Here is a 24278-nt window from a genome sequence, read left to right as displayed (position 1 = left end):
GCAGCGAGGAAGCGCAACGTTTGTTGCCCATTTCCTCACAATGACGGTTCGCCGTCAGGATCGACCATGCCCACCTGTGCCCGAGTGACTGTACCGTTTCGCCTAACCCTGCTCGCCCTTTGCTGCTCTCTGAGCCTCGCCGCTCACGCTGCAACTCCAGCCACCCCGCAGGATGCGAACAACAGTCAGGACGGCAATACACTGGAATTGGGGGCTACCAACATCAACGCCGAAGCGCCCTGCCCCCGGTATATGCCGGTGGCCAGGTAGCCCGCGGCGGCCAACTAGGCGTACTGGGTAACCAGGACATCATGGACGTGCCCTTCAGCATGGCCTCCTACACCGAAAAACTGATCCGCGACCAGCAGGCCGAGACCGTCGGCGATGTGCTGCTCAACGATTCGTCGGTGCGCCAGGCGTCGGGGTATGCGAACCAGGCACAGACCTTCATGATCCGAGGCCTGCCGCTGACGAGCGATGACATTTCCTTTAACGGTCTGTACGGCATCCTGCCGCGTCAGATTATGTCCACCGATGCGCTGGAACGGGTTGAAGTGTTCAAGGGGCCCAACGCCTTCATCAATGGCGTAACACCGGGCGGCTCCGGGATTGGCGGCGGTGTGAACCTGCAACCCAAGCGCGCCGATGATATGCCGCTGCGCCGTTTCAGCACCGACATCAGCAACGATGGCCGGGTGGGCGAGCACTTGGATATCGGCCAGCGCTTTGGCGATGACAATCGTTTTGGCGCCCGGGTAAACCTGTCGCAACGCGAAGGCGATACCGGCATTGATGATGAGAACCAGCGCTCCAAACTGTTTGCCGTCGGCCTGGACTATCGCGGCGAGGCATTGCGCCTGTCCAGCGACTTCATCTACCAGAAGCAGCGTATCAACGGCGGACGCAACTCGGTATTCCTCGGCACGGCCACGCAGGTGCCGGACGCGCCGTCCGCAGACACCAACTACGCGCCTAGCTGGAGCAATACCAACCTTGAAGACACCTTGGGGATGCTGCGTGCCGAGTATGACCTGAACGAAAACTGGACCGCTTATGCGGCAGCCGGTGCCAAACACAGCCGTGAAATGGGCCAGTATTCGTCGATAACCCTGACCGATAACCTCGGCAATGCCACCTCCAGCCGCTCGACCATCGCCCACGAGGAAGACAACTCCAGCTTGATGAGCGGCCTGAACGGAAAATTCCAGACCGGGGCCGTCAGCCACCGACTCAACTTCGGCCTCGCCGGCATTTGGACCCAGGCGCGCAACGCCTATGTGTTCAACGGCTCACCGAGCGCGACGAATATCTACAACCCTGTGACCGGGGCACCACCGACCCTCAACAGCCCGCGCAATACCCCAGGTACCGACTTCAGCGACCCAACGATTACCGCCAAGACATTCGTGCGCAGCGCAGCCATCTCCGACACCTTGGGCTTCTTCGATGACCGCCTATTATTGACCCTGGGCGCTCGTCGCCAGCAGATCGTGGTCCAGGGCTACAACTACATGAGCGGTACCCGCACTGCCAACTATGACGAATCGATCACCACGCCGGTCTACGGCATTGTGTTCAAGCCATGGGAGCATGTGTCGGTATACGCCAACCGTATCGAGGGCTTGGCCCAAGGCCCGGTTTCTCCGCTCAAGGCCGGCACCCGGACAGTCATCGGCGGCGGGCAGCCCTATGCACCGGCGCGCTCCAAGCAAATCGAAGCGGGCGTGAAGGTGGACATGGGGACCTACGGGGCCACCTTGGGTGTTTACCGTATCGAGCAGCCTGGGGCCGGTTATTCGCAAGTGGTCGATGACACCACTGCACGCTACGTTCGTGAAGGTCAGCAGATCAACAAAGGTGTTGAACTGAACGTCTTCGGCGAGCCGATCAGTGGCCTGCGCCTGCTGGGCGGCGCGACGGTGATGAAGACCGAGCTCAAAGACACGCAAAACGGCGCAAACGACGGTAACCGCGCCATTGGTGTGCCTTCATTCCAACTCAACGCTGGCGTGGACTGGGATGTACCCGGCCTGCAAGGCGTGACGCTCAACGGTCGTATGCTGCGCACCGGTGGCCAGTACGCCGATGCGGCCAACAACCTGAGCCTGCCGGCCTGGAACCGCTTCGATGTCGGCGCGCGCTACAGCTTCAAGTTGGATCAGCGTGATGTGACGCTGGGCGCCACGGTGGAAAACGTCGCCAACGAGAAATACTGGGAGTCGGCTCAGGGCGGGTTCCTGAGCCAGGGCGATCCGCGTGTGGCCAAATTGTCGGCCTCTGTGGACTTCTAAAAACGTACGACTGGGTGGGAGTCAGACGATTTGCGCATCGCTGGCTCACCACTAGATTCAGGGCTTCTCCCACATCGAAGTCCTGCCAATTAACCTGAATGCAGTGGTGCCAGCAATGCAGGAATAAGGGCACTAAAGTAAGTCAGGGTGATGCGAAGTGTGGCCGCGAAAGGTAGATTGTCTGCCTCCCTCCTGAAGCGAAGCACTATGACCCGACAACTCCATGGCAGTTGCCTCTGCAAGGCCGTGCAGTACCAACTGGACAGCCTGGACATGCCCATCAGCCACTGCCACTGCATCAGTTGCCGCAAAGCGCATGGGGCGGCGTTTGTCACCACCGCCGGGGTTATGCGCGAGCACTTTCGCTGGACACAGGGTGAGGCGTTACTGTCGTCCTTTGAATCTTCACCAGGCAAGCTCAGGCGTTTCTGCTCGCGCTGCGGCTCGCATCTCATCGCAGAGCGTGGGCATCAGCCCCATGTGATTGTGCGGGTGGCGACGCTGGATGATGATCCAGGCGTCAGGCCCACCTCGCATATCTGGACGGCCCATGATGTGCCCTGGCTTGCCCATGAAGACGTTGAGCGCTGGGACGAATGGCAGGTATAACTCAGACGCGCGGATCACCCGGTGCCTTAGCCGGCGTCGCGTACTGTGGCTTGAGGTGGCCCTCCTGGTCGAGCAACCACGCATCCATGATCTGGCGCACCACAGGCCCGGCGACACGACCTCCAGCCTCGCCGTTTTCGATCATCACCGAAATCACGATCTTCGGGTGTTCGGCCGGGGCAAAACCGACGAACAAGGCGTTATCACGGTGGCGCTCAAGGGTCTTCTCACGGTTGTAGCGCTCGCCCTGTTTGATCGCAACCACTTGTGCGGTACCGCTTTTGCCGGCGATGCGGTATTGCGCGCCTTGCGCTGCCGCCCGAGCGATACCGCGCGGGTCATGCATCACCAATTGCATGCCGTGATTGACTTGTTCCCAGTCACGCGGGTCCTTGAGGACAACGTTCGGCATGGGGTTTTCGTCCACCGGTGGCTGGCCGTTGATGGTCTTGGCCAGGTGCGGTCGGTTCCAGACGCCTTTGTTGGCGATCAGTGCCGTGGCCTGGGCTAGCTGCAGCGGGGTGACTTGCATATAGCCCTGGCCAATGCCGAGGATCACCGTTTCGCCGGGGAACCAGGGTTGGCGACGCGTAGCGCGCTTCCAGGCTTGGGAGGGCATCAGACCGGCGGATTCCTCGAACATGTCCAGGGAGACTTTCTGGCCAAGGCCGAACTCGGCCAGGTAGTCGTGCAGGCGGTCGATGCCGAGTTTGTGGGCCAGGTCGTAGAAGTAGGTGTCGTTGGACCGCATGATGGCGGCGTCCATATCCACCCAGCCATCGCCGCTGTGGTTCCAGTTGCGGTATTTGTGGTCAAAGTCCGGCAGTTGGTAGTAACCGGGGTCAAACACACGGGTTTGGGCAGTGACTACACCGCTGTCCAGACCGGCGATGGCCACCTCTGGCTTGATGGTCGAGCCCGGTGCGTACAGCCCTCTAAGCACTCGGTTGAACAGCGGCCGGTCGATCGAGTCATGCAGCGCGGCATATTCCTTGAAACTGATGCCGGTAACGAAGAGGTTCGGGTCGAAACTCGGCTTGCTGACCATGGCCAGCACTTCACCGGTTTGCGGGTCGAGGGCCACTACCGAACCGCGACGATCACCCAAGGCCTCCTCAGCCGCTTGCTGAAGCTTGACGTCGAGGCTCAGGACGATGTTCTTGCCGGGGATCGGGTCAGTGTGCTTGAGCACCCGCAGTACGCGGCCCTGGGCATTGGTCTCGACTTCCTCATAGCCCACATGGCCGTGTAGTTCGGATTCGTAGAAACGTTCGATACCGGTCTTGCCGATGGACTGCGTCCCCCGGTATTCCACCGAGTCGAGCGCCTTGGACTCTTTCTCGTTGATGCGTCCCACGTAGCCGATGGAGTGAGCAAAGTGGGCACCTAACGGGTAGTGACGGACGAATTGCGGTTCTACATCTACCCCAGGTAACCGGAATTCGTTCACGGCGAGTAATGCGATCTGTTCTTCGGTCAACTCGTAAAACAATGTCACGGGGACAAAGGGGTGACGTGCCTGTTTCAAGGCTTTGTCGAATACGGCGCGGTCTTCGGCAGGCAGGTGCAGCAGATTGACGATGGCGTCCAGCTCACCCTTGAGGTCGGTGGTGCGCTCGCGGGTGATGGTCAGGTTGTAACTGGGGCGGTTGTCGGCCAGCACTACGCCGTTACGGTCATAGATCAGCCCACGCGTCGGCGTGATGGGCAGTACATGGACCCGGTTGTTTTCAGAGATCGTGGAGTGATAGTCGTACTGGACCACTTGCAGGAAGTACATACGCCCGACCAGGGCACATGTGATGCCAATGACCAACAGCGCGCAAGCGAGCAGGCGCTTGTTGACCAAGCGGTTTTCTTTTTCGTGATCTTTGATGGGTATCGGTTCAGGCATTTCTACAGCATCTCGTTGAATAAGGTCGACGCCGCGTCCTGCGGTTAAAAATCAGTCCTTGTGAAAATGTGCTGCACCATACCAAAAATGCAGAAACACTTTGCATCGATTTCCCCAACGGCATGTTGAAAAGCCGTTTTTGGATGAGTGGAGCCACGCTGAAACGCCGGCAACTTTCCGAACGCCCAAAACAAAACCCCATCTGCTTTCGCAAATGGGGTTTCGGAATTTAATCTTGACGATGACCTACTCTCACATGGGGAAACCCCACACTACCATCGGCGATGCATCGTTTCACTACTGAGTTCGGGATGGGATCAGGTGGTTCCAATGCTCTATGGTCGTCAAGAAATTCGGGTACTGAGTCGCGACCAGTTGGCCTCGCTTCAGCAAATTGGGTATGTGACAGCTTTCGGTGTTTTGTGAGCATCGAACTTTCGGTTCATTGCGTCTTCACACACCGCAATCTGATGCTCTTTCGAGTAGTCAAATTGCTTGGGTGTTATATGGTCAAGCCTCACGGGCAATTAGTATTGGTTAGCTCAACGCCTCACAGCGCTTACACACCCAACCTATCAACGTCGTAGTCTTCGACGGCCCTTCAGGGGACTCAAGGTCCCAGTGAGATCTCATCTTGAGGCTAGTTTCCCGCTTAGATGCTTTCAGCGGTTATCTATTCCGAACATAGCTACCCGGCAATGCCACTGGCGTGACAACCGGAACACCAGAGGTTCGTCCACTCCGGTCCTCTCGTACTAGGAGCAGCCCCTCTCAAATCTCAAACGTCCACGGCAGATAGGGACCGAACTGTCTCACGACGTTCTAAACCCAGCTCGCGTACCACTTTAAATGGCGAACAGCCATACCCTTGGGACCGGCTTCAGCCCCAGGATGTGATGAGCCGACATCGAGGTGCCAAACACCGCCGTCGATATGAACTCTTGGGCGGTATCAGCCTGTTATCCCCGGAGTACCTTTTATCCGTTGAGCGATGGCCCTTCCATACAGAACCACCGGATCACTAAGACCTACTTTCGTACCTGCTCGACGTGTCTGTCTCGCAGTCAAGCGCGCTTTTGCCTTTATACTCTACGACCGATTTCCGACCGGTCTGAGCGCACCTTCGTACTCCTCCGTTACTCTTTAGGAGGAGACCGCCCCAGTCAAACTACCCACCATACACTGTCCTCGATCCGGATAACGGACCTGAGTTAGAACCTCAAAGTTGCCAGGGTGGTATTTCAAGGTTGGCTCCACGCAGACTGGCGTCCACGCTTCAAAGCCTCCCACCTATCCTACACAAGCAAATTCAAAGTCCAGTGCAAAGCTATAGTAAAGGTTCACGGGGTCTTTCCGTCTAGCCGCGGATACACTGCATCTTCACAGCGATTTCAATTTCACTGAGTCTCGGGTGGAGACAGCGCCGCCATCGTTACGCCATTCGTGCAGGTCGGAACTTACCCGACAAGGAATTTCGCTACCTTAGGACCGTTATAGTTACGGCCGCCGTTTACCGGGGCTTCGATCAAGAGCTTCGCGTTAGCTAACCCCATCAATTAACCTTCCGGCACCGGGCAGGCGTCACACCCTATACGTCCACTTTCGTGTTTGCAGAGTGCTGTGTTTTTAATAAACAGTCGCAGCGGCCTGGTATCTTCGACCGGCATGAGCTTACGGAGCAAGTCCTTCACCCTCACCGGCGCACCTTCTCCCGAAGTTACGGTGCCATTTTGCCTAGTTCCTTCACCCGAGTTCTCTCAAGCGCCTTGGTATTCTCTACCCAACCACCTGTGTCGGTTTGGGGTACGGTTCCTGGTTACCTGAAGCTTAGAAGCTTTTCTTGGAAGCATGGCATCAACCACTTCGTTAACTAAAAGTTAACTCGTCATCAGCTCTCGGCCTTAGAATCCCGGATTTACCTAAGATTCCAGCCTACCACCTTAAACTTGGACAACCAACGCCAAGCTGGCCTAGCCTTCTCCGTCCCTCCATCGCAATAACCAGAAGTACAGGAATATTAACCTGTTTTCCATCGACTACGCTTTTCAGCCTCGCCTTAGGGACCGACTAACCCTGCGTCGATTAACGTTGCGCAGGAAACCTTGGTCTTTCGGCGTGGGTGTTTTTCACACCCATTGTCGTTACTCATGTCAGCATTCGCACTTCTGATACCTCCAGCAAGCTTCTCAACTCACCTTCACAGGCTTACAGAACGCTCCTCTACCGCATCACTTACGTGATACCCGTAGCTTCGGTGTATGGTTTGAGCCCCGTTACATCTTCCGCGCAGGCCGACTCGACTAGTGAGCTATTACGCTTTCTTTAAAGGGTGGCTGCTTCTAAGCCAACCTCCTAGCTGTCTAAGCCTTCCCACATCGTTTCCCACTTAACCATAACTTTGGGACCTTAGCTGACGGTCTGGGTTGTTTCCCTTTTCACGACGGACGTTAGCACCCGCCGTGTGTCTCCCATGCTCGGCACTTGTAGGTATTCGGAGTTTGCATCGGTTTGGTAAGTCGGGATGACCCCCTAGCCGAAACAGTGCTCTACCCCCTACAGTGATACATGAGGCGCTACCTAAATAGCTTTCGAGGAGAACCAGCTATCTCCGAGCTTGATTAGCCTTTCACTCCGATCCACAGGTCATCCGCTAACTTTTCAACGGTAGTCGGTTCGGTCCTCCAGTTAGTGTTACCCAACCTTCAACCTGCCCATGGATAGATCGCCCGGTTTCGGGTCTATTCCCAGCGACTAGACGCCCTATTAAGACTCGCTTTCGCTACGCCTCCCCTATTCGGTTAAGCTCGCCACTGAAAATAAGTCGCTGACCCATTATACAAAAGGTACGCAGTCACCCAACAAAGTGGGCTCCCACTGCTTGTACGCATACGGTTTCAGGATCTATTTCACTCCCCTCTCCGGGGTTCTTTTCGCCTTTCCCTCACGGTACTAGTTCACTATCGGTCAGTCAGTAGTATTTAGCCTTGGAGGATGGTCCCCCCATATTCAGACAAAGTTTCTCGTGCTCCGTCCTACTCGATTTCATGACTAAGAGATTTTCGCGTACAGGGCTATCACCCACTATGGCCGCACTTTCCAGAGCGTTCCGCTAATCTCAAAGCCACTTAAGGGCTAGTCCCCGTTCGCTCGCCACTACTAAGGGAATCTCGGTTGATTTCTTTTCCTCAGGGTACTTAGATGTTTCAGTTCCCCTGGTTCGCCTCTTACGCCTATGTATTCAGCGTAAGATAACCATCTTATGATGGCTGGGTTCCCCCATTCAGACATCTCCGGATCAAAGTCTGTTTGCCGACTCCCCGAAGCTTTTCGCAGGCTACCACGTCTTTCATCGCCTCTGACTGCCAAGGCATCCACCGTATGCGCTTCTTCACTTGACCATATAACCCCAAGCAATCTGGTTATACTGTGAAGACAACATTCGCCGAAAATTCGATAATACTCAAAACTGAGTAACTCACAAATTTTACCTTAGCCTGATCCGTTACCAGTGAAAGTAACGTTCAGTCTATCTTTCTATCACATACCCAAATTTTTAAAGAACGATCTAATCAAAGACTAGAAATCAACATTCACCATCATCACAATGGAATGCTCATTTCTAAGCTTTCAACAAACAGAAGCAGTAGTGGTGGAGCCAAACGGGATCGAACCGTTGACCTCCTGCGTGCAAGGCAGGCGCTCTCCCAGCTGAGCTATGGCCCCGTATTTCTACAGGCGTTTCCCACACAAAATTGGTGGGTCTGGGCAGATTCGAACTGCCGACCTCACCCTTATCAGGGGTGCGCTCTAACCAACTGAGCTACAGACCCAATTTCGGGCTGCTTCTTTATCGTCTTCTTCAATGAATCAAGCAATTCGTGTGGGAACTTATGGAGCAGCTGATGTCGTCGATTAAGGAGGTGATCCAGCCGCAGGTTCCCCTACGGCTACCTTGTTACGACTTCACCCCAGTCATGAATCACACCGTGGTAACCGTCCTCCCGAGGGTTAGACTAGCTACTTCTGGTGCAACCCACTCCCATGGTGTGACGGGCGGTGTGTACAAGGCCCGGGAACGTATTCACCGCGACATTCTGATTCGCGATTACTAGCGATTCCGACTTCACGCAGTCGAGTTGCAGACTGCGATCCGGACTACGATCGGTTTTATGGGATTAGCTCCACCTCGCGGCTTGGCAACCCTCTGTACCGACCATTGTAGCACGTGTGTAGCCCAGGCCGTAAGGGCCATGATGACTTGACGTCATCCCCACCTTCCTCCGGTTTGTCACCGGCAGTCTCCTTAGAGTGCCCACCATAACGTGCTGGTAACTAAGGACAAGGGTTGCGCTCGTTACGGGACTTAACCCAACATCTCACGACACGAGCTGACGACAGCCATGCAGCACCTGTCTCAATGTTCCCGAAGGCACCAATCTATCTCTAGAAAGTTCATTGGATGTCAAGGCCTGGTAAGGTTCTTCGCGTTGCTTCGAATTAAACCACATGCTCCACCGCTTGTGCGGGCCCCCGTCAATTCATTTGAGTTTTAACCTTGCGGCCGTACTCCCCAGGCGGTCAACTTAATGCGTTAGCTGCGCCACTAAGAGCTCAAGGCTCCCAACGGCTAGTTGACATCGTTTACGGCGTGGACTACCAGGGTATCTAATCCTGTTTGCTCCCCACGCTTTCGCACCTCAGTGTCAGTATTAGTCCAGGTGGTCGCCTTCGCCACTGGTGTTCCTTCCTATATCTACGCATTTCACCGCTACACAGGAAATTCCACCACCCTCTACCATACTCTAGTCAGTCAGTTTTGAATGCAGCTCCCAGGTTGAGCCCGGGGATTTCACATCCAACTTAACAAACCACCTACGCGCGCTTTACGCCCAGTAATTCCGATTAACGCTTGCACCCTCTGTATTACCGCGGCTGCTGGCACAGAGTTAGCCGGTGCTTATTCTGTCGGTAACGTCAAAACAATCACGTATTAGGTAACTGCCCTTCCTCCCAACTTAAAGTGCTTTACAATCCGAAGACCTTCTTCACACACGCGGCATGGCTGGATCAGGCTTTCGCCCATTGTCCAATATTCCCCACTGCTGCCTCCCGTAGGAGTCTGGACCGTGTCTCAGTTCCAGTGTGACTGATCATCCTCTCAGACCAGTTACGGATCGTCGCCTTGGTGAGCCATTACCCCACCAACTAGCTAATCCGACCTAGGCTCATCTGATAGCGCAAGGCCCGAAGGTCCCCTGCTTTCTCCCGTAGGACGTATGCGGTATTAGCGTCCGTTTCCGAACGTTATCCCCCACTACCAGGCAGATTCCTAGGCATTACTCACCCGTCCGCCGCTCTCAAGAGAAGCAAGCTTCTCTCTACCGCTCGACTTGCATGTGTTAGGCCTGCCGCCAGCGTTCAATCTGAGCCATGATCAAACTCTTCAGTTCAAACATCTTTGGGTTTTTAAGAAACCCTAAACTTGGCTCAGCAATCGTTGGTTACATCTTTGATTTCTCGCGGAGTAACTTGTGATGCTGATAATCTTGTTGACTATCAGTCTGACCCCACAAGCACCCACACGAATTGCTTGATTCAGTTGTTAAAGAGCGGTTGGTTAAGATCTTTCGTCTCAACCGAGGCGCGCATTCTACAGCAGCCTCATTTGCTGTCAAGTGATTATTTTAAGAAGTTTTCAAGGAATCCTTAACAACTTCAACCACTTGCGCTTCAGATCTCTCATCAGCGGGAGGCGAATTCTACAGCGTTACACGCTGCTGTCAACACCTCTTTTTCAACTTCCTTTTGGCTTCGATGAACTGAAGCACCTGCTGCCGAAAACTGCGTAACTCATTGTTTACCAAGGAGTTTTCCGTTTCGACTGCGCCGGAAGTGGGGCGAATTATAGGCTTCCAGAATCTGGCGTCAACCCTTAATTACGCTTTTCTATCATCCAGCCTGAAAACCCTCAAACTCTTCTATATAGACAGCCAAACAAAGAGAGTTGAGCAATATATTGCCCAACCCCAAACAGTTGAGCATCATAGCGGCCTCTGCTTTTCACTTATGACATCGGACGTACCCCCCAATGACCACCTCTACCCGCAGCCTGGCCTCGGCATTGTTCCCTGTCGGCCTGCTGCTGATCGCCATGGCTTCCATCCAGTCCGGCGCCTCACTGGCCAAGAGCATGTTCCCGATTGTCGGCGCACAGGGCACAACCACCCTGCGCCTGATTTTCGCCAGCGTGATCATGCTGCTGATCCTGCGTCCATGGCGCGCCACCTTGACCGCTAAATCCCTGCGTACCGTGATCATCTACGGAATGGCCCTGGGCGGCATGAACTTCCTCTTCTATATGTCGTTGCGCAGCGTCCCACTGGGTATCGCCGTAGCCCTCGAATTCACTGGCCCACTCGCCGTAGCGATCTACGCGTCACGCCGAGCGGTAGACTTCTTGTGGATTGGCCTCGCGATCGTCGGATTGCTCCTGTTGATACCCATCGGGGAAACCAGCAGCGGCATCGACTTGGTTGGAGCCGCCTATGCACTAGGGGCTGGCGTGTGCTGGGCACTCTATATTCTGTTCGGACAGAAAGCCGGCAACGACAACGGCGTCCAAACCGCCGCCCTCGGCGTAATGATCGCCGCCCTGTTTGTCGCACCTATCGGCATTGTCCATGCGGGCAGTGCATTGCTGACTCCCGCGCTGATTCCAGTCGCCATAGGCGTCGCTATCCTGTCCACTGCCCTCCCCTACACCCTCGAAATGGTGGCTTTGACCCGCCTTCCCGCACGCACATTCGGTACGCTTATGAGCATCGAGCCAGCATTCGGTGCTCTTTCTGGTCTGTTCTTCCTGCACGAACACCTGAGCTTGCCCCAATGGCTGGCCATTACCTGCATCATTCTGGCCTCCGTAGGGGCGACGATGACAATGCGCAATGACGCCAAACCACTGGTTCCATCAGATTGAGTGATCTTTGAATGTAGCTCTGGTATTTGTCGCTCATTTAGGCCATGTTTAGGCTGTAAACGAATGTCATTCATGGAGATTTTCGACAAGGACAGCGCGAACGCTACACTCGAGAGCGAGTAGAGCCGGCTTCAAGTATTGCGAAGCGGCTATTAAGGATAGGAATGAAGCGAATTTTGATACTGTTAATGATCGTGGCCATTGCTGGCTGTGCCGCGACCACCAAGACAGCAGTAAAACGAGGCAAAAAAGGGCTGCATATCAATTGTTCCGGCCTGTCTTCTTCCTGGGACCAGTGCTACACCAGTGCAACCAACTCTTGCGGTACCAAGGGCTACCGCGTTATCGCCAAGTCCGGTGACAATTCCGAGGAACCAGGGGACTACCCCTTCGGCCTCAACCCTGCCGGCTATACCAGCCGCAGTATGATCGTCATCTGTAAGTAATCCCGAGCAGTCACCCGCGACTGCTCATATTAAATTCCCGATACAGATTCGGCCTTTGCAGCGCCGCAGCTAAACCCCTGCCGGACAACCGTCAGCACTCGCCCCGGGGCAAAGCGTGCGTCGACTACCTGGCCGACGCCCTCACCCAAGCCCCCCAAACTGCAACCGATCAGATGGCCTCGGTACGCACTTGCAACCACGCAAGCGCTACGCCACTGAGCAATGGACTCAGACGCTCACGCACTTGAGCATGGTAAGCGTTGAACCACTCGCGCTCATCCTGGGAGAGCAGCGAAGTCTCCAGGCAACGCGTGTCGATCGGGCACAAGGTCAGGGTCTCAAACTTCAGGAACTCACCAAACTCGGTCTTGCCCGCTTCGCGGTTCAACACCAGGTTCTCGATGCGCACACCCCAACGCCCCGGTCGATACGTGCCAGGCTCAATCGACGTAATCATGCCCGCTTGCATCGCGGTTTGCGGCGCAGTGGCGGCCTGGTAGGCAATCACTTGCGGGCCTTCGTGCACGTTGAGGAAATACCCGACGCCATGCCCGGTACCGTGGCCGTAGTCCACTCCTTCAGCCCAGATCGGCGCGCGGGCGATGGCGTCCAGCAGCGGCGACAAGATCCCTTTGGGGAAATGCGCACGGGACAGTGCAATCACGCCCTTCAACACACGGGTGCAATCATGTTTCTGTGCTTCACTCGGCGTACCGATGGGCACCATGCGCGTGATGTCGGTGGTGCCGCCCAGGTACTGGCCGCCGGAATCGATCAGCAGCAGGCCGTCGCCTTCGATCACCGCATGCTCTTCTTCGGTGGCGTGGTAGTGCGGCATCGCGCCATTGGCGTTGAACGCTGCGATGGTATTGAAACTCAACGACACATAGTCAGGGCGACGGGTGCGCGCGGCGGTCAGGTGCTCGTCGATGGTCAACTCGGTGATGCGTTCACGACCAAGCGCACTGTCCAGCCAGGCAAAGAATTCGCACAGGGCCGCGCCGTCCTGCTCCATAGCCCGGCGGATGTGTTCTGCATCAGCCAGGCTCTTGCGGGATTTGGCCAGGGTGGTCGGGTTCAACCCTTCGATCAGCTTGACGCCGGCATCCAGGTTTTCCAGCAAGCCGGCAGTTACGCGGGCGGGATCCACCTGCAAGCTGGCACTCGGTGGCACGGCACCCAGGGCATCCGCCACTTCGCTGTAGTCACGCAATGTCACGCCATCCTGTGCGAGCACAGCCCGCAGCTCTGCATCAACCTTGCCCAATGCCACAAACAACGTGGCCTGCTGTTGATTGATCAGCGCAAACGATACGAACACCGGGTTAAACGACACATCGCCACCACGCAGATTGAACAGCCAGGCGATGTCATCCAAGGTGGCGATGAAATGCCAATCGGCGCCCTTCTCTTTCAAGCTGGCACGCAGTACGGCGAGCTTTTCACCTCGGCTGACGGTCGCCTGCGGCGGCAAGTGTTGATAGATCGGCTGGTTCGGTAGCGCCGGGCGGTCTTGCCAGACCTCGGCGAGCAGGTCGATATCGGTCCGCAGCTGCGCACCGCGTTCCGCCAGCTTGCCGCTCAAGGTACGTGCCGAGGCCACTGCCATCACCGCGCCATCTACCGCGACTACGCCGCCTTCTGGCGTCTGTTCGGCCAGCCAGTCCAGCGGCCCGGGCTGGCCCGGTTGCAGCTTCACCAATTCGATGCCACTGCCCTTGAGTTCCTTGGCGGCCTGTTCCCAATAGCGACTATCAGCCCACACACCGGCAAAATCCGCGGTGACAATCAGCGTCCCCACCGAGCCATGGAAGCCCGATAACCATTGCCGGCCCTGCCAGTAACCCGGCAAGTATTCGGACAGATGCGGGTCAGCCGACGGCACCAGCAGGGCGTGAATGCCCTCGCGGCTCATCAGTTCGCGGGTGTGCGCCAGGCGCTGGGGCACCGTTCCATGGATCAAAGGCTGCATACTCATTGTGTCTCCTGCTAACCACTCGTAATTATTATGTGAAATCAGACGGCCCAGAATGCCGGTGCGCTGGCGAGTGCGGCCTTGATCAATTGCACGGCCTGGTCAATATCCTGCTCGGTGGTAAACCGGCCCAGGCTCAAGCGAATGGTACGCCCGGCGCTGCGTGCATCATGGCCCAAGGCAAGCAGCACGTGGGACGGTGCATTGCTCGCAGAGTTGCAGGCAGACGTCGCGGAATACGCCATGCCCGCGCTCAATGCCGCAGTATTGAATTCGCCTTCGCCGAACGTAAGGCTCAGGGTATGGGGGATACGCTGCGTGGCGCTGCCATTGAGGCGTACACCGGCAACCGACGCCAACTGATCCAGCAGGCGTTGACGTAGCGCAACAATCACCACTTTCTCTTCGGCAAATGACTGCGCCGCCAGGGCAAACGCCGTGCCCATACCCGCGATCTGGTGGGTTGCCAGGGTGCCGGAACGCAAGCCACCCTCATGACCGCCGCCGTGAATCTGCGCCAATACCTTCTGCTGCGCTCTAGGTCCGACATACAACGCGCCGATGCCCTTGGGGCCGTACAGCTTGTGCGCAGAAAACGACATCAGGTCCACCGGCCATTGCGCCAAGTCGATCGCCACCTTGCCCGCCCCTTGCGCCGCATCCACATGCAACAGCGCACCATGCTCACGTACGCGTGCGCCGATGGCGGGAATATCGTTCAGGGTGCCCAGTTCGTTATTCACCAGCATCAGCGAGACCAAGAAGGTATCTTCGCGCAACGCCTCGCTGACCGCCTCGGCACTGATCAAACCATCGGCGTCCGGCACCAGGTAGGTTACGGCGACGCCGGCTTCCTGCAACTGACGTGCGGTGTCCAGCGTAGCCTTGTGCTCGATCTGGCTGGTGATGATATGCCCACCCGCCACGCCACGCGCCTGAGCGACGCCCTTGATGGCGAGGTTGTTGGATTCTGTGGCGCCGGAAGTCCACACGATCTGTTCAGGCTGTGCACCCACCAACTCGGCCACCTGGCGCCGCGCCTGTTCAACCGTTTGCCGGGCCGCCTGGCCGAACGCATGGGAACTGGACGCGGGGTTACCGAAATTGGCGTTGAAGCCCAGACACTCGACCATTACCTGGATGACCCGCTCGTCCACCGGTGTAGTGGCGGCGTAGTCGAAATACAACGGACGTTTATTCATGACAGTTAAGACTCGCAGAGCAGGTTCCCGAGAGCAGCGTCTCAGGGGCATCGGCCGGAACAGAGGTCGTCAGGTTTACCGGATCGGATGCCATTAAAGAAGGACGACTTTAAGTAAATGTGCGTAGGAACGCTCCTGAAATTCAGCTTAACAGGCTGAAGTCGCACCATGGAAAACAAAAAGCCCGAGGTTCCTTAAGGAAGCCTCGGGCTTTTTGCTGCGCAAGATGAAATCAACTGGGACGACCATGCAACACCACGTTGCGCTCGGCATTCATTTCACCCTGGCGATCAAAGCCGAAGGGCTTCTGTGGCTGGCCGGTCAGTGCCGCACGCTGCTGTTGATATTCATCGAACGACAAACCGCGACGACTCAGCGCTTCCAAGGCCAGCTGCTTAGTCTCTTCGGCCGAGTAGGGGCGCAACTCTGGCGCTGGATGGGTCGCACAGCCGGCGAGTACGGAGCTGGCAATCAATAAGCAAACGGCAAGGAATCGGTTCATGGTGGCGGCTCTGCGAAGGAGGTTTCGAGTCAATGAACACAGGCTACTCCCCGCCCCGCTCAGCGAAAAATCACCGTCCGTGATAGTCGCTATCAACCGCTGAAGCACCCTCGATAGGTCTCTCCAATATGCATTTATGTTCTATAAATATAGAAATACGTTCATTTACGGAATAACCGTAACCCTCTATAAATAGCTCCAGCTCTGCCCGGCACTGTTCGCCACGCAACTGTTGCCCAGGCAACAGCCATTCAACAAATCAGCAGGCAGACAACAGCAGCATTTTTCAGCAGTGAGCCCGCAGCCCACGCCAATCAAGGCCTGCCCCCGTTGGTACAGCTCTTGCTCAACACCTTGCACCTCACCTGCTATGAACCACTGTTGAAAAAGGAACTGTTCATGACCCGTCCCCTGAATGTCGTTGCCCTCTCCGGCGGAACCTGGCGCCCGTCCCGTACCTTGGTACTGACCCAAGCGGTGCTGGCCGAACTGGCCACATTGCTGCCGATCCAGACCACCCTGATCGAACTCGGCGACATTGCCCGGCCCTTGGGCGGTGCACTGTCGCGCGATGAATTGCCCGCAGAGGTCGAAGCCCAACTGTTGGCCATCGAACAGGCCGACCTGCTGATCGTCGCCGCGCCGGTCTACCGCGGCTCCTATCCTGGCCTGCTCAAGCACCTGTTCGATCTGGTCGGCCTGAATGCCTTGATCAACACCCCGGTGCTGCTCGCCGCCACGGGTGGCAGTGAGCGCCACGCGCTGGTCCTCGACCACCAACTGCGCCCGCTGTTTGCCTTCTTCCAGGCCCTGACACTGCCGATCGGGGTGTACGCCACCGAAGCCGACTTCACCGACTACCAAATAACCAGTGAGCCCTTGAAGGGCCGGATACGCCTTGCGGCAGAACGCGCAGCACCCTTGTTTGCAGCGCACTCCCCTTCTCTGCTGAAAATCGCTTAAGGATTGCTCATGGATGTTTTCTGGTTTCTGCCGACACATGGCGACGGTCATTACCTGGGCACCACCCAAGGTGCACGGCCCGTCACCCTCAATTATCTGAAGCAAGTCGCACAGGCGGCTGACAGCCTGGGTTACCACGGTGTGTTGATTCCTACCGGACGCTCGTGCGAAGACTCCTGGGTTATCGCCTCGGCGCTGGTGCCGCTGACCGAGCGCTTGCGCTACCTGGTGGCGATTCGTCCGGGCATCATCTCGCCCACTGTCTCGGCACGCATGGCCGCCACTCTGGATCGCTTGTCCAACGGCCGCTTGCTGATCAACGTGGTGACGGGCGGCGACCCTGACGAAAACCGGGGTGACGGCAGCTTCCTCGACCACAGCGAACGCTACGAAGTCACCGACGAGTTCCTTAAGATCTGGCGCCGCGTGTTGCAGGGCGAATCGGTAGATTTCGAAGGCAAACACCTACGCGTGCAGAACGCCAAGGCGCTTTACCCACCCGTGCAGAAGCCTTATCCACCGCTGTACTTCGGCGGTTCCTCCGACGCGGCCCACGACCTCGCCGCCGAACAGGTGGATGTGTACCTGACCTGGGGCGAGCCGCCCGCCGCCGTCGCGGAAAAACTCGCAGATGTGCGCGAACGCGCCGCACGCCACGGGCGCACCGTGAAGTTCGGCATTCGCCTGCATGTGATCGTGCGCGAAACCGAAGAAGACGCCTGGAAAGCTGCCGACAAACTGATCGAGCACATCAGCGACGACACCATCGCCGCCGCGCAAAAGTCGTTCTCGCGCTTTGACTCCGAAGGCCAGCGCCGCATGGCCGCCCTGCACGACGGGCGCCGCGACAACCTGGAAATCGCCCCCAACCTGTGGGCCGGTGTCGGCCTGGTGCGCGGCGGTGCCGGGACCGCGCTGGTGGGCAACCCGCAACAAGTGGCTGAACGCATCAAGGAATACGCCGACCTGGGCATCGAGAGCTTCATCTTCTCCGGCTACCCGCATTTGGAAGAGGCCTATCGCTTCGCCGAACTGGTGTTCCCGCTGCTGCCGGAACCCTACGCCAGCCTCGCTGGACGCGGTATTACCAACCTCACCGGCCCGTTCGGCGAAATGATTGCCAACGATGTACTGCCGGCCAAGGCCTGATCGGCGCAGCGGCGGCAACGGCCCCGGCCGCTGCTGCCTATAGAGAGGAAACCCCGTGACAGCCAAACCCCACAGCGTCCTGCCCTCCCCCTTGCAGACCGCCAAACTGCTGGCCGCCGAATTCGCCCTCAGCGCCGTCGAACGTGACGAGCGCGGCGGCACCCCCAAAGCCGAACGCGACGCCCTGCGCCACAGCGGCCTGCTGGCCCTGAGCATTCCCACCCAATACGGCGGCCTCGGCGCGCGCTGGAGCGACACCCTGGGCATCGTGCGCGAGTTCGCCAAGGTGGACAGCTCCATCGCCCACGTCTTTGGCTTTCATCACCTGATGCTCGCCACCGTGCGCCTGTTTTCGCGCCCAGACCAATGGCAACCCTGGTTCGAACAGACCGCCCGCAAAAACTGGTTCTGGGGCAACGCCCTCAACCCGCTGGACACGCGCACCGTGGTCAAGGACTTCGGCGGTTGGCGCGAGTTCTCCGGCAAGAAGAGCTTTTGCTCCGGCGCCAGCGACTCGGAAATGCTGATCGCCTCGGCGGTGGACGAAAATGCCGGCGGCAAGCTGTTGATCGCCGCCATTCCAAGCGGTCGCAGTGGTATCACCCTGCACAATGACTGGAACAATATCGGCCAACGCCAGACCGACAGCGGCAGCGCCAGTTTCGAACGGGTGCGCGTCGAGGAATCGGAACTGCTGCTTGACCCTGGCCCGTTGAGCACACCCTTCGCCTGCCTGCGCCCGCTGATCGCCCAGCTGACCTTCACCCATATGTTTCTAGGCATCGCCCAAGGCGCCTTCGAGGAAGCGCGTACCTACACCCTCACCGAAACCCGTGCCTGGCACAAATCCTCAGCCGAAGACGTACGCCAGGATCCTTACGTATTGCACCACTACGGCGAGTTCTGGGTGGCCCTCGAAGGCGTTCGCCTGCTGGTGGAACGCGCCGCCGAGTTACTGGACCAAGCCTGGGCCAAGGGGCCAAGCCTCAGCGAGCACGAACGCGGCCAACTGGCGATTGCCATCGCCACCGCCAAGGTTGCCGCCACCCGCCAAGGCCTGGACCTGTGCAGCCGCCTGTTTGAAGTCACCGGCGCGCGCTCCACCCACGCGTCCCTGCGCCTGGACCGCCACTGGCGCAACCTGCGCACGCAAACCCTGCATGACCCGGTGGACTACAAACTCCATGAACTGGGGGACTGGGCATTGAACCAATCCCTGCCGATTCCTACGTTCTACTCATAAAAAAGAGGTGCCCATGCAGCTTCTAACCCTACCGCCCTCGCCCGCCCTTGCGACCTCGATTCGCGCCACGGCCCAGGTCTTCGAAGACCCGAAATCCCAGGCGCTGCTCGACCACATCCAGCAAGTCGCGCCCAGCGAAGCCAGCGTGCTGATCATCGGCGAAACCGGGACCGGTAAAGAGCTGGTGGCGCGCCACATTCATAACCTCAGCGCACGGCGCAACCGGCCATTCGTGGCAGTGAACTGCGGTGCCTTCTCTGAATCGTTGGTGGAAGCCGAACTGTTCGGCCATGAAAAAGGCGCCTTTACCGGTGCCCTCAGCGCCAAGGCCGGCTGGTTCGAAGAAGCCGACGGCGGCACATTGTTCCTTGACGAAATCGGTGATCTGCCGATGGCCATCCAGGTCAAATTGCTACGCGTCTTGCAGGAGCGCGAAGTGGTGCGCCTGGGTTCGCGCAAGAGCATTCCAATTGATGTGCGTGTGCTGGCTGCAACCAACGTGCAGTTGGAAAAAGCCATCAATGCCGGGCACTTCCGCGAAGACCTCTACTACCGGCTCGACGTGGTCAGCCTGGAGCTCAGCCCGCTGCGCGAACGCCCCGGCGATATCCTGCCGCTGACCCGGCACTTTATCGAGGCCTACAGCCGGCGCCTGGGCTACGGCCCGATCACCATCAGCCGCGAAGCCGAACAAAAACTCAAGAGCTACAGTTGGCCGGGCAATATCCGCGAACTGGAAAACGTCATTCACCACACCCTGCTGATCTGCCGCAACGGCGTGATCGAACGCGATGATCTGCGCCTGTCGAACATGCGCATCGAGCGTCAGGACGACAGCCAGCACGGCACCGACAACAGCGCCGAAGCCTTGCTGGCGCGCGCCTTCCAAAAACTCTTTGAAGAGCAGGCCGGTGCCCTCCATGAAAAGGTCGAAGACGCCCTGCTGCGCGCCGCTTATCGCTTCAGCCATTACAACCAGGTGCACACCGCCAACCTGCTGGGCCTGAGCCGCAACGTCACACGCACGCGCCTGATCAAGATCGGTGAGCTGGCGGTGAACAAGCGCCGGCCCGGGGAGAACCTGCAAGGTGAACGGATGCTGCATTTATCCATATAGAGGACAGTGCAACGCATTGTCGTGACTGCGCTCAAAACTGCGCAGTACCTGGAACGAACCAAAGGTCACCGCCGTGGCCTGATGGGCGCGAATCAGCGTCCAGAAATCTTCCTCGCCCTGTTCAAAGCACTTGAAGGCCGCTTCGCCATCCGCGCGGGACGCCCATTGCAGGTAATTAAGCACCCGCCGTCCGTCTTCGCTGACCTGCACGCTGGCACTGAGGAAGCCATCATGGCCTTGGGCCAGGCGCTCGCTTTGGGTGGACAAGGCTGCCACCAGGGCCACTTGCTGCTGGGGCTCGATATGGAACTCGATCAGTTGAGTGAAGCTGCGATTCTTCTCGGATACCTGCATGAACACTCCCCTTCCTCTGTAGGCAGAATCTTGCGATTCGATGCCACGCAGGGTAAAACCTCCAGTTAAGTCAAGGTCAAGCGCTTAATCGGAGCTTTCATGTTTAGCAAGGAACTCACCGTCGGCCAACTGGCCGCCCGCAGCGGCGTAGCCGTCACGGCCCTGCACTTCTATGAAACCAAGGGGCTGATCGCCAGCAATCGCAACGCGGGCAATCAACGGCGCTATCCACGGGATGTATTGCGTCGCGTAGTGGTGATCAAGATCGCCCAGCGCCTGGGCATCCCGTTGGCGACAATTGGCGCGGCGTTACAGACCCTGCCAAATGGCCGCACGCCCACCGCCAAAGACTGGGAGCGCTTGTCGGCACTGTGGCGCGAAGACCTGGATGAGCGCATCAACAAACTGATGCTGCTGCGCGACAAGCTCAACGGCTGCATCGGCTGCGGCTGCCTGTCGCTGGAGGCATGCCCGCTGCGCAATCAGGATGACCTGCTGGGCGAGCGCGGGCCCGGTGCGCAATTGCTCGAGCCCACTTGAGCTTTTTCGTCGGAGCCGCCCGGCACCGCTAAGGCAACCCGGAACGCTACCTGCGCAGTGTGATGGGCAGCCGCAGTGCCGTGCTCGCGCCGTTCACCGATGAGGCCTTCCTGTGCTGACTCGCCACAGGGTAATTGCGGTCACCGTCAGCGCCCTGCCTGGGCCCCATCAACGCCTGCTCGGGGGGTGGTTTGGAACATGTTTCGTATTCAATCCAGGGATAAAAGCGCACCGAATGTGAACCTGAAACATTTTCTTTCATATCCAGGTTAGGGATTTCTCATTCTCATCCGTCTTAATTTAGATACAGCCTGTCGCGTCAGCAAAAGCTACGACTGGCCTTTTCCGGGCCTCCATCGCCCCCCCTCCGATCAAGACCCTCATTCACATGTCGAAGAAGTCACGCTCCAAACTCTGGTTTCTCGTGCATAGCTGGCTGGCGCTGCCCATCTGGTTCTTTGTACTGATCGTCTGCGTCACCGGCACCCTGGCGGTGGTCAGCCAGGAAATCGTCTGGCTGGCCGACCCGGACATTCGTGCGAGCAAGCCGTCGGATGACGCCGAACCGCTGAGCTTCGACCAGGTGATCGCCGCCATCAAGCGCGACGAGCCCCAGGTGATCGTGCGTAGAATCAGCCGTCCGGACGAATCACACTTTGCCTTGAACGTGGCTCTGAGCTACCCCGACGGGCGTTCGGTGTCGGCCTATGCCAACCCGTACACCGGGGCAATCCAGGGCATCAGCCCCTCGTTCGACTTCCAGCAATTCACCCGGGCCCTTCACGGATGGTGGCTCGTGCCGTTCACCAATGGCTACAGCTGGGGTTGGTATCTGGTGTCGTTGCTCGGCCTGCCCTTGCTGGCCTCACTGGTCACCGGGCTGGTGGTCTACAAACGTTTCTGGAAGGGGTTCCTCAAACCGACCCTGCGTATTCGCCACGGCGCGCGAATCTTTTGGGGGGACTTCCACCGCCTGAGCGGTATCTGGTCGATCTGGTTTATCGCCGTGATTTCCATCACGGGTACCTGGTTTCTGATCGAGGCAATCCTGTCGGACAACCAGGTGTCCATCTCCAGCGAGCCCGTCATCCCGGTCATCGCACGGGAAAAAGTACCGACCTCCGGCCCAGGGGTGCCGGCGCCGATGATTGGCGTGGATGAAGCAATCAAGATCGCCACCCAACGCATTCCTGGCCTGGAGACGAGCTTCGTCAACATGCCCCTCAATGCCTACAGTCACCTGCAGATCGGTGGGCGAGGTTGGTACCCGTTGATGTTCCAGACCGCGCAGATCAACCCTTATGACGGTGAAGTCGCTTCGTCGCACCTGCTGTCCGACCGCACAAAACTGGAGTTCGTCACCGAGTCCATGCGCCCGCTGCACACCGGCGACTTTGGCGGCCTCTGGATCAAGCTGATCTGGGCGTTCTTCGGCCTGGTACTGAGCATGATGGTCCTCAGCGGTTTGCTGATCTGGACCAAACGCACGGCCCTGGCCACCCTCAACGCCCTCAAGCGCGAGGCCAAGACCCAGCGCAAGCCTGTTTCCATCCCGGCCATGCAGGCTGAAACCTCGGAGACCCACTGATGAGCAAGGTCGCAGCTACACCGCCGACGCCCCTGCGGGCCTTCTGGCTGAAATGGCGTTTCCATATCAACGTCCTGCTGTTGCTGATCCCGCTGGGTTTCATGCCCAAATACTTCGCCGACGCCGCGCTGTTTCGCGGTGACGCGGGTATCGGCGAGCGTGTTGCGGGTGAAGTGCAGGTCGGTCCCTGGAGCCTGACCCTCGCCGAGTTCCGCAATGAAGGCCCAAGCCCGGACCCCGCCGGCCCGATGAAATTTTTCAACGCCGCCCTGTGCGCCACCTGCGCCGAACAGGTCAAGGCCACTTACCTGCGCATCGGCAAGCCTCGCAGCCTGCGTGCGGCCGGCGTGATCTTCTTCGGCACGCCGTACCGCATGGGAGCCGCCCTGCCCATCCCTGAACGCACGCCCGCCGACGCCGAACTGTGGGTCACCATGGAAGGCTGGGACGGCACGATGCACCAGGGTTCCATCCCGCTGAGCCAGGCCTCGCCTGCCACCATTGCCTGGCTGAACAAGCAAGGAGTCAAACCATGATGATCAAGCGCCTGTCCCGCGCTGCGCTGTTGCTATGCGCAGGTTTCAGTACCGTAGCCCTGGCCCACAACCCGATGTGCGAGTGCAAGGAAATCCCCGGCGAGCAGATCCAGTGCAAGGGCGGTTTTTCCGATGGCAGCGGTGCGCCCGGCGTGACCCTGGATGTCATCGGCTACGACGAAACCATCCTGGTACCCGGCAAGCTCGGCCAGGACTCGACCCTGACCTTCAAGAAACCCTCCGCCGAGTTCTATGTGCTGTTTGACGCCGGCCCCGGCCACGTCGTGGAAATCGACCAAGCGGATATCCAGCCCCAATGAGTACGACACAGGTTGTACGCCCCGCAGGTGCAGGTCACGAAACCCTCTACGTCCTGCTGCTGTGCCTGATCATCCTCGCGATGGCCGGTACCGTGGTGGCACTGCACGGCGAATCCCAGGAAGTGGCCGCCGTGCCCAGCCACCAGTTGGACGCCCGGCGCGACCTGAGTGCCGCCGAACAAGGCATCTACGCCGACCTGCGGGTGACACTCGACGAAATCCACTTGCTGCAACAAGAGCAAAGCGCCCTGCCGACGCCTGAGCAACTGGCCGAAGAAGGCTTCGCGCCGTTCGCCCAGGACGCAAGTTCAGTCAGCCGTGGCGATCATTGCTGGCAACTGCTGGCACCCTCGGCGTACGTCGGCTTGACCCAGGCGCCGACCACCAGCGGTTCACTGCTGATGCGCGTGCAGGGCACCGAGCCGGATATCTGGCTCAATCGCCGCACAGACCTCGCCGCCCCGACCGACCTTGCTGACCAGGCGCTGATAGCCGCCGGCTGGCAGCAAGTGGTCGCGCAATTCGACGCCGGCGTTACCCGCCAGCACCGTCACTGAACGAGAAGACCGATTG

At 58.3% G+C, this 24278-nt stretch carries 17 protein-coding genes, 2 tRNA genes, 3 rRNA genes and 1 pseudogene; 13 read left to right on the top strand and 10 right to left on the bottom strand.

The annotated features are described in order from the left end of the window. Positions 1-66: 66 nt before the first annotated feature. A pseudogene (locus tag PspS35_RS10545) lies at positions 67-2291 on the top strand (TonB-dependent siderophore receptor). Positions 2292-2498: 207 nt separating this feature from the next. Next, entirely contained in the window at positions 2499-2900 is a 402-nt protein-coding gene (locus PspS35_RS10540; protein ID WP_159934173.1) for a GFA family protein, read from the top strand. 1 nt (position 2901) lies between these two features. Here PspS35_RS10540 and mrdA read toward each other — a convergent pair whose 3' ends face one another. From mrdA to PspS35_RS10510, 6 genes are all read right to left on the bottom strand, one after another. Continuing rightward, the gene (mrdA, locus tag PspS35_RS10535) at positions 2902-4794 is read right to left on the bottom strand and encodes a penicillin-binding protein 2 (RefSeq protein WP_159934171.1); all 1893 of its coding nucleotides are present in this window, start codon (positions 4792-4794) and stop codon (positions 2902-2904) included. Between the two features lie 233 nt (positions 4795-5027). Then, positions 5028-5143 (bottom strand): 5S ribosomal RNA (gene rrf / locus PspS35_RS10530). Between the two features lie 157 nt (positions 5144-5300). Then, positions 5301-8192: ribosomal RNA gene (locus PspS35_RS10525) — 23S ribosomal RNA — on the bottom strand. Between the two features lie 249 nt (positions 8193-8441). Beyond that, positions 8442-8517, bottom strand: a tRNA-Ala gene (locus PspS35_RS10520). Positions 8518-8547: 30 nt separating this feature from the next. Beyond that, a tRNA-Ile gene (locus PspS35_RS10515) sits at positions 8548-8624 on the bottom strand. An 83-nt stretch (positions 8625-8707) separates the two neighbouring features. Then, positions 8708-10244, bottom strand: a 16S ribosomal RNA gene (locus PspS35_RS10510). The 16S, 23S and 5S rRNA genes sit together here with 2 tRNA genes alongside, the layout of an rRNA operon. A 638-nt stretch (positions 10245-10882) precedes the next feature. Here PspS35_RS10510 and rhtA point away from each other — a divergent pair. Further along, the gene (gene rhtA / locus PspS35_RS10500) at positions 10883-11770 is read left to right on the top strand and encodes a threonine/homoserine exporter RhtA (RefSeq protein ID WP_159934169.1); all 888 of its coding nucleotides are present in this window, start codon (positions 10883-10885) and stop codon (positions 11768-11770) included. A 164-nt stretch (positions 11771-11934) separates the two neighbouring features. Next, the gene (locus PspS35_RS10495) at positions 11935-12216 is read left to right on the top strand and encodes a hypothetical protein (RefSeq protein ID WP_159934166.1); all 282 of its coding nucleotides are present in this window, start codon (positions 11935-11937) and stop codon (positions 12214-12216) included. Positions 12217-12385: 169 nt separating this feature from the next. On the opposite strand, the gene PspS35_RS10490 is transcribed toward PspS35_RS10495, so the two are convergent. The 3 genes from PspS35_RS10490 to PspS35_RS10480 form a co-directional block, all read right to left on the bottom strand. After that, positions 12386-14194 carry an aminopeptidase P family protein gene (locus PspS35_RS10490; RefSeq protein ID WP_159934164.1) on the bottom strand — a complete coding sequence of 603 codons (1809 nt, stop codon included), beginning with the start codon at positions 14192-14194 and terminating at the stop codon, positions 12386-12388. A gap of 38 nt (positions 14195-14232) precedes the next feature. Further along, positions 14233-15393, bottom strand: coding sequence for an aminotransferase class V-fold PLP-dependent enzyme (locus PspS35_RS10485; RefSeq protein ID WP_159934162.1), 1161 nt, complete (start codon positions 15391-15393; stop codon positions 14233-14235). A 232-nt stretch (positions 15394-15625) separates the two neighbouring features. Next, positions 15626-15895, bottom strand: a complete 270-nt coding sequence (locus tag PspS35_RS10480; RefSeq protein ID WP_159934160.1) for a hypothetical protein — start codon at positions 15893-15895, stop codon at positions 15626-15628. A 399-nt stretch (positions 15896-16294) separates the two neighbouring features. On the opposite strand from PspS35_RS10480, the gene msuE reads away from it, so the two are divergent. Genes msuE through PspS35_RS10460 form a run of 4 tightly spaced genes read left to right on the top strand, consistent with a single transcriptional unit; the run spans position 16295 to position 20367 of the window. Then, the gene (gene msuE, locus PspS35_RS10475; protein WP_099603159.1) at positions 16295-16858 is read left to right on the top strand and encodes an FMN reductase; all 564 of its coding nucleotides are present in this window, start codon (positions 16295-16297) and stop codon (positions 16856-16858) included. A 9-nt stretch (positions 16859-16867) separates the two neighbouring features. Beyond that, positions 16868-18007: an FMNH2-dependent alkanesulfonate monooxygenase gene (gene ssuD, locus PspS35_RS10470; RefSeq protein ID WP_159934158.1), complete on the top strand. Its 1140-nt coding sequence runs from the start codon at positions 16868-16870 to the stop codon at positions 18005-18007. Between the two features lie 55 nt (positions 18008-18062). Further along, positions 18063-19250 carry an acyl-CoA dehydrogenase family protein gene (locus PspS35_RS10465; protein WP_159934156.1) on the top strand — a complete coding sequence of 396 codons (1188 nt, stop codon included), beginning with the start codon at positions 18063-18065 and terminating at the stop codon, positions 19248-19250. A 13-nt stretch (positions 19251-19263) separates the two neighbouring features. Next, complete coding sequence (locus PspS35_RS10460) at positions 19264-20367, top strand: sigma-54 dependent transcriptional regulator (RefSeq protein WP_159934154.1); 1104 nt, start codon at positions 19264-19266, stop codon at positions 20365-20367. On the opposite strand, the gene PspS35_RS10455 is transcribed toward PspS35_RS10460, so the two are convergent. Then, positions 20356-20721, bottom strand: coding sequence for an antibiotic biosynthesis monooxygenase (locus PspS35_RS10455; RefSeq protein ID WP_159934152.1), 366 nt, complete (start codon positions 20719-20721; stop codon positions 20356-20358). The two genes, PspS35_RS10460 and PspS35_RS10455, sit on opposite strands and share 12 nt — an antisense overlap. 99 nt (positions 20722-20820) lie before the next feature. On the opposite strand from PspS35_RS10455, the gene soxR reads away from it, so the two are divergent. The 5 genes from soxR (at position 20821) to PspS35_RS10430 (ending at position 24262) form a co-directional block, all read left to right on the top strand. Beyond that, positions 20821-21261, top strand: a complete 441-nt coding sequence (gene soxR / locus PspS35_RS10450; protein WP_159934150.1) for a redox-sensitive transcriptional activator SoxR — start codon at positions 20821-20823, stop codon at positions 21259-21261. Between the two features lie 388 nt (positions 21262-21649). Then, positions 21650-22849: a PepSY domain-containing protein gene (locus PspS35_RS10445; RefSeq protein WP_159934148.1), complete on the top strand. Its 1200-nt coding sequence runs from the start codon at positions 21650-21652 to the stop codon at positions 22847-22849. Continuing rightward, the gene (locus PspS35_RS10440; protein WP_159934146.1) at positions 22849-23385 is read left to right on the top strand and encodes a thiamine pyrophosphate-binding protein; all 537 of its coding nucleotides are present in this window, start codon (positions 22849-22851) and stop codon (positions 23383-23385) included. Before PspS35_RS10445 ends, PspS35_RS10440 begins: the two co-directional genes overlap by 1 nt. Then, positions 23382-23705 carry a hypothetical protein gene (locus PspS35_RS10435; protein ID WP_159934144.1) on the top strand — a complete coding sequence of 108 codons (324 nt, stop codon included), beginning with the start codon at positions 23382-23384 and terminating at the stop codon, positions 23703-23705. Before PspS35_RS10440 ends, PspS35_RS10435 begins: the two co-directional genes overlap by 4 nt. Further along, the gene (locus PspS35_RS10430) at positions 23702-24262 is read left to right on the top strand and encodes a DUF6162 family protein (protein ID WP_159934142.1); all 561 of its coding nucleotides are present in this window, start codon (positions 23702-23704) and stop codon (positions 24260-24262) included. Before PspS35_RS10435 ends, PspS35_RS10430 begins: the two co-directional genes overlap by 4 nt. Positions 24263-24278: the final 16 nt, after the last annotated feature.

Source organism: Pseudomonas sp. S35 (genome assembly GCF_009866765.1).
Taxonomy (GTDB): Bacteria; Pseudomonadota; Gammaproteobacteria; order Pseudomonadales; family Pseudomonadaceae; genus Aquipseudomonas.
Note: the sequence above shows the minus strand (reverse complement) of the source record. Positions and strands in the feature narration are given on the sequence as shown.